Source organism: Pseudobutyrivibrio sp. (genome assembly GCF_017471675.1).
Taxonomy (GTDB): Bacteria; Bacillota; Clostridia; order Lachnospirales; family Lachnospiraceae; genus Pseudobutyrivibrio.
On record NZ_JAFUSK010000058.1, the window covers coordinates 1 to 5,767 of the forward strand.

Consider the following 5,767-nt stretch of genomic DNA (forward strand, 5'->3'; position numbering starts at 1 on the left):
ACTCATAAGTCAAGGGATTTTCTAAAGTTGCAAAGCTTTAAAAAATCCCTTTGTTTTTCAGACAATTCAGCCTTTTTATAAGTTCAAAGCGCTGTCGTATTCAATGGAGATAAGACTGTCTCCGTCAAAGATAAACACTAGAGTCATATCACCCTTTTGGTATTTCATAGAGCTTGAATCTTCTTCTGTAGCCTGGCCGTATGCACCTACGATATCCTCGCGGCTGCTAGATAAATCTATGCCTTCTGCGGTAGCAACATTATCTGTGCGAAGCATTACGTATAAAACCTTGTCTACATCCCCATCAGGGTATGTCTGGATTTCAAAATCACTGTAGGTGTAAAGCTTGCCAATACCATCAGCAGCGCAGCTAGGAGATTCGAAATAGTTACTTGGCTCACCTAGCTTGTCGATAATAGGAGCAACATCAGAGTCTACAGGAATATCCATTCCATCGTAGTTAAATACATAGCCAGTCTGTGTGCTAGCTGCTTGCTCAGAGCTGGAAGCCTGTGATGTGTTGTTTGATTCGATTACCTTAGTGTCATTGGAATTGCCACATGCAACCAGTGACAATGTCATTGCTGTAACTAAGCATAAAGTAAGTAATTTGTTTTTCATCATTATTCCTCCAAAATTTATTGTATATGTGGATATTTGCTTGGGTCATAGTTGTGAGTGTTCTTATGGGCGTTGGAATATTCCCACAAATCCGCATCGTGCCAGTAGAAGATAAGTGTGCCATCCAGCTGCAGATTTGGATCGTAGTGATACCAGCCTTCGCCTATATCAATAAGTAGCCAGTAGTGACCACGAGTGTCGCGGATTTTTTCTATTTCCATGTTTTTGATGCCCAGCCTGTTAAGCATGACTTCGGCGGTTTTCTGTTTGACTGTGCAGTCACCGATTCTGTAAAACATGCCCTTGTAGGCAGCAGAAAGAAGATCATCTATACCGGCTGTTTCAGAGTAGGTAATGTTCTTAACGACCCAGTCAAAAACAGCTTTTGCCTGCTGCTTTTGAGTCATGCCTTCGGTGATGATTTCCGAAAGGATTTCATCTGCTTTTGCATTGACTGTTTCTTCTGTGGCTTCGGAAATCTTGGCAGATACAATCTTTATAGTAGTGGTCTTTTCAGATACATTTCCAGCTGCATCGGTGGCAGTGTAGGTTACCTTGTAGGTGCCACGTTTGTCAGGATTAACTGAGGAAGTGTCCACCTCTAGCGTAGGATTATCGTCCTTATCATCTGTGACAGTAACGTTCTTTTTATAAGAAATAGCATCACCCTGAGAAACTGTTAATGGTTCCACACCTGCGATTTCTGGTGGGGTAACATCATCTACAACAGTGCAAGGAATTACACTTTCGGTGGTGTTTCCAGAAGAATCTGCAACAAGCACAACTATATCGAACTTCCCCTCTTTAGTGAAATCGTATGGCTCTTTAAAATCGATGGAACAGTTTGTAACGTCGATAACAGAATCTACCAAATCAGCTGCTGTAGGTGGGGTAGCAGTTGTGTACATTTCGATGGAATCAGTGGCAAGTGTTACAGCTGGCGCTGTGGTATCCTGAACATGCAGTGTGCTGTGATAAGTCTGATTGCCAAATACAGGCATCTTCCATCTAATAGTTATTTTGTAATCGTCGGGAACCATTAAATCGAAGCTGGTATCTTTGGAAAATGAGACGTTATCAGCAGGATGCTTTAGAAAATCATCCACATTGCATTTGTCGGTGCCTGCTTCTATATAAACCTCAGAATAAACTAAATCGGACTGGGTAAAATAGAAGATGAAGCCGGCAGTAGCAACTCCTAAAACCATAATAAGTGGGATTATAATTAACAATAATTTGCGTTTCATTTCATCGTCCTATCTATATATAATTTTCATAAGAAATTATAGTCGATTTCAGGTAAAAAACAAAGAGTAAGAAGACATGTAGATTTTTGCTATAAATAATATTGATAACTAGATATAAAATCTTGGTATAATAAACCCCATTGAATAACCCGTGAGGGTGTGATAGAGTCTCATTCATAGAATAACGGATATGGAGGAGACAAAATATGAAAAAGAATTTATCAAAGTTAGTAAGCTTATCATTAGCTTCAATAATTACAGCAGGGGCATTAGTAGGCTGCGGTAGCGCATCAGAATCTAACACTTCAGAGCCTAGCACTAATGCAGCTAGCGATTCATCCACAGCGACAGAGAGCACAAAAGAGCTCGAAACTATTACAGTTGCAGCATCGGCAACACCACATGCTGAGATTCTTGAAGCAGCAAAGGAAGCTCTTAAGGAGCAGGGATATGACCTTCAGGTTACAGTTTTTGATGATTATGTTCAACCTAACGAGGTTGTTGAAGCTGGAGATTTTGATGCAAATTACTTCCAGCACATCCCATACCTTAACAGCTTCAATGAGGAGCATGGCACACATCTTGTAGATGCAGGCGATATTCACTATGAGCCATTTGGAATCTATCCTGGCACAAAGTCATCCCTTGATGATGTTGCTAAGGGCGATGTTATTGCAATCCCTAACGATACTACAAACGAGGCTAGAGCCCTCTTGCTTCTTCAGGACAACGGACTTCTTACATTAAAGGATGGTGTTGGTTTGGAGGCAACAGTTAATGACATCACAGAGAATCCTTACGACCTTGACTTTGAGGAGCTTGAGGCAGCACAGGTTGCACGTGTTGTAGGTGAGGTTGCATTCGTTGTATTAAATGGTAACTACGCACTTGAAGCTGGTTATTCTGTAGCCAAGGATTCTATCGCTTATGAGTCAGCTGATTCTGTTGCAGCAGAGACATACGTTAACATCATTGCAGTTGCAGAAGGTCATGAGAATGATGCAAAGATTCAGGCATTAGTATCTGTTCTTAAGTCAGATGATATTAAAAAGTTTATCGAGGATAATTATGATGGTGCAGTTGTTTTCTACGATAAGTAGAAACAATCTTGACCTAAAATTCAACAAAGGGTAATCTTAATAGAGTGTAGCGGGTGGAAAACTGCCATTGCTACACTCATTTGTTGTTAATAAATGAAAGTCATAGTCTTAGAGGATTATGAGGAGAGTGTATTATATGAACGAAATTGTTGTAAAAAATCTTTCAAAAACATTTGCTCAAGGAGAGCAAAATGTTGAGGCTTTGAAAAACATCAATCTGATTGTGGAAACAGGGGATATTTATGGCATTATCGGAATGTCAGGAGCAGGTAAGAGTACCCTTGTAAGATGTTTTAATTATCTTGAAAAGCCTACATCGGGTGAAGTACTAATAGGAGATAAGAATCTTGGTGAGCTTTCTGAAAAGGAGCTTAGAGAGGAACGTAGCCAGATAGCTATGATTTTCCAAAGCTTCAACCTGCTTATGCAAAAGAATGTAATTGATAACATTTGTTTTCCACTTAGATTGCAGAAGGTTTCAAAGGCTGACGCAAGAAAGCGTGCTAAGGAGTTGTTAGAGGTGGTTGGATTGTCTGACAAGGCAAAGGCATATCCAGCACAGCTTTCCGGTGGACAAAAACAGCGTGTTGCCATTGCAAGAGCGCTAGCTAACAATCCTAGAATCCTTCTTTGCGATGAGGCCACATCGGCCCTTGATCCACAGACAACAGCATCTATATTGGAGTTGCTTAGGGATATCAATAAGAAGCTTGGCATTACAATCATTGTAATCACCCACCAGATGTCTGTAGTATCAGAAATCTGCAATAAGGTTGCCATTATTGAAAAGGGCCAGGTAGTTGAAAACGGATTAGTAGAAGATGTGTTTAATCATCCTAAATCAAGTGCAGCAAGAGAGCTGATTCTTAGAGGCGACGATAATAAAGCCGGCGGCACTGTGGAGACACTTAATGGCGAGAGAAAGATTCGTATCGTATTTACGGAGAATTCATCCTTTGAGCCTGTCATTGCCAACATGGTTCTAAAGTTTCAGACTGCAGTAAACATTCTTAGGGCTGATACTAGAAACGTGGGTGGCGTTGCCAAGGGCGAGATGATTCTTGGCCTGCCGGAAGATACAGAGCTTCAGGAGAATATCATAGTATATCTCAAGGAAAGAGGCCTAGAAATTGAGGAGGTGACTGGAGATGTTTGATTCACAGGTTATTAGTATGCTTTTAGAAGGAATCAGGGACACACTATACATGACAATCGTGTCAACATTGGTTGCGTATGTGCTAGGACTTCCACTTGGCATTTGCCTTAAGGTCACAAGTAAGGATGGCTTGAAGCCTAACAAAGCTGTTTATGCATTGCTTGATTTTATATGTAACATTGTGCGTTCAATACCATTTTTGATTCTTCTGATTTTACTAATTCCATTTACAAGACTTGTAGTGGGGAAGAGCTATGGTTCTACAGCCACAATTGTACCACTTGTTGTATGTGCTGCTCCTTACATTGCCCGTATGGTAGAGTCTTCGCTTAATGAAGTAGACCCAGGCGTTATTGAGGCTGCCAAATCTATGGGCGCTAGCAATTGGGATATTGTGACCAAGGTTATGCTTGTGGAGGCTCGTACATCACTGATTATTGGCGCTACAATCACTACAGGAAATATCCTTGGATATTCTGCAATGTCTGGTACTGTCGGCGGCGGTGGTTTAGGTGATATCGCTGTTAGATATGGATATTACAGATGGCAGACAGATATAATGATTATTACAGTTATTCTTCTTATTATTCTGTTTCAGATTATACAGAATGTTGGAATGAAGATCGCTGGCAATTTAGATAAGAGAAAATAAAATTAAAGCTTCAGTGGAGTGGTTCACTGAAGCTTTTTAATTAGAAAGATGTTGGATGTAACTGCGCTAATAATAGAATTTCCCGTGTAGGCAAGGTATTCATCATAATCAATGAAATAAATCTTGCCCCAGGAGGATATTTTTATCATTGTGTCATGATTAGGTGCAGCATCGTGGATAACAGCTATCGCATTTACGTAGTGACTGTTGGTTGTGGTGGCAGGGATATACTCACCGGGAACAGATTTGTAAGTGTATAGAGTAATCCTTTTGTGGGGGCGGTAGAGTGACCATATTACAGGTAAATCTGCCTCCAATTGATCTTCCATTTTGACCAGCATATCTTCGTGACCATATCTGCCGTTGTAGGTAACTTTGTAGCCGTTGCCAAGTTTCTTATTTAGAAATTTTGTAATCTGAAGTGGGGTGAGACCAATGGCAAATTTCCCAAAGAACTCATGCATAAATAACTTCGTAAATACGATACTTTTTGCAAAATCCAATATGGCCTGTTGGTAGTCAGCCTTAGTGATGATTCTGTCACCTTTAATATAAAATAAGGTATCAAGAGCGGAGATGATGCCGCACCCCTGCCCGCTAACATTAAACCATGGGGAATTAGAGAACCAACCCTGGTTGGCTCCATTGCCGATTATCCTACCATTTTCGTTTGTAATATTAATATATGGACGCTTTAAAAATGTGTTTTTCATAAAATAATTGTAGCATGAAAAATAATGTGAAAAAAGTTTAAAAATATGCTTGACTTATTCTTGTCTATCCTTTAGAATAGCTATTGTTGTTGAGGCAAACAAGTAGCCAAGTTGGCTGAGATTTGTTTCGAAAATGCTTTGCATTTTCTCAACTTCGTGATTTTTCTTCGCGAAGCTCGAAAAATACACGAATAAGCGCGAGTGGCTCAGTTGGTGGAGCACCACCTTGCCAAGGTGGGGGTCGCGGGTTCGAGTCCCGTCTCGCGCTCTTTTAATAC

The 5,767-nt window shown here is 40.4% G+C and carries 6 protein-coding genes and 1 tRNA gene; 4 read left to right on the forward strand and 3 right to left on the reverse strand.

Annotation, left to right across the window (positions count from 1 at the left end; translation table 11 throughout):
• Nucleotides 1-75: 75 nt before the first annotated feature.
• Both IJ535_RS09450 and IJ535_RS09455 read right to left on the reverse strand, forming a co-directional pair.
• Nucleotides 76-621: a hypothetical protein gene (locus IJ535_RS09450; RefSeq protein WP_294301787.1), complete on the reverse strand. Its 546-nt coding sequence runs from the start codon at nucleotides 619-621 to the stop codon at nucleotides 76-78.
• A gap of 17 nt (nucleotides 622-638) precedes the next feature.
• Nucleotides 639-1,868 carry an immunoglobulin-like domain-containing protein gene (locus IJ535_RS09455; RefSeq protein ID WP_294301790.1) on the reverse strand — a complete coding sequence of 410 codons (1,230 nt, stop codon included), beginning with the start codon at nucleotides 1,866-1,868 and terminating at the stop codon, nucleotides 639-641.
• A gap of 206 nt (nucleotides 1,869-2,074) precedes the next feature.
• Between IJ535_RS09455 and IJ535_RS09460 the strand changes: the two genes are divergently transcribed.
• The 3 genes from IJ535_RS09460 to IJ535_RS09470 all read left to right on the forward strand — a co-directional run bounded on the left by IJ535_RS09460 (nucleotide 2,075) and on the right by IJ535_RS09470 (nucleotide 4,776).
• Nucleotides 2,075-2,968, forward strand: a complete 894-nt coding sequence (locus tag IJ535_RS09460) for a MetQ/NlpA family ABC transporter substrate-binding protein (protein ID WP_294301794.1) — start codon at nucleotides 2,075-2,077, stop codon at nucleotides 2,966-2,968.
• A 136-nt stretch (nucleotides 2,969-3,104) separates the two neighbouring features.
• Nucleotides 3,105-4,124 carry a methionine ABC transporter ATP-binding protein gene (locus IJ535_RS09465; protein ID WP_294301796.1) on the forward strand — a complete coding sequence of 340 codons (1,020 nt, stop codon included), beginning with the start codon at nucleotides 3,105-3,107 and terminating at the stop codon, nucleotides 4,122-4,124.
• Nucleotides 4,117-4,776, forward strand: a complete 660-nt coding sequence (locus IJ535_RS09470) for a methionine ABC transporter permease (RefSeq protein WP_294301799.1) — start codon at nucleotides 4,117-4,119, stop codon at nucleotides 4,774-4,776. The genes IJ535_RS09465 and IJ535_RS09470 overlap by 8 nt, the downstream gene beginning before the upstream one ends.
• A 23-nt stretch (nucleotides 4,777-4,799) precedes the next feature.
• Here IJ535_RS09470 and IJ535_RS09475 read toward each other — a convergent pair whose 3' ends face one another.
• Nucleotides 4,800-5,489 (reverse strand): hypothetical protein, encoded by a 690-nt coding sequence (locus IJ535_RS09475; RefSeq protein WP_294301802.1) that lies wholly within the window; start codon nucleotides 5,487-5,489, stop codon nucleotides 4,800-4,802.
• A 195-nt stretch (nucleotides 5,490-5,684) separates the two neighbouring features.
• Here IJ535_RS09475 and IJ535_RS09480 point away from each other — a divergent pair.
• Nucleotides 5,685-5,757 (forward strand) — tRNA-Gly (locus tag IJ535_RS09480).
• Nucleotides 5,758-5,767 lie beyond the last annotated feature (10 nt).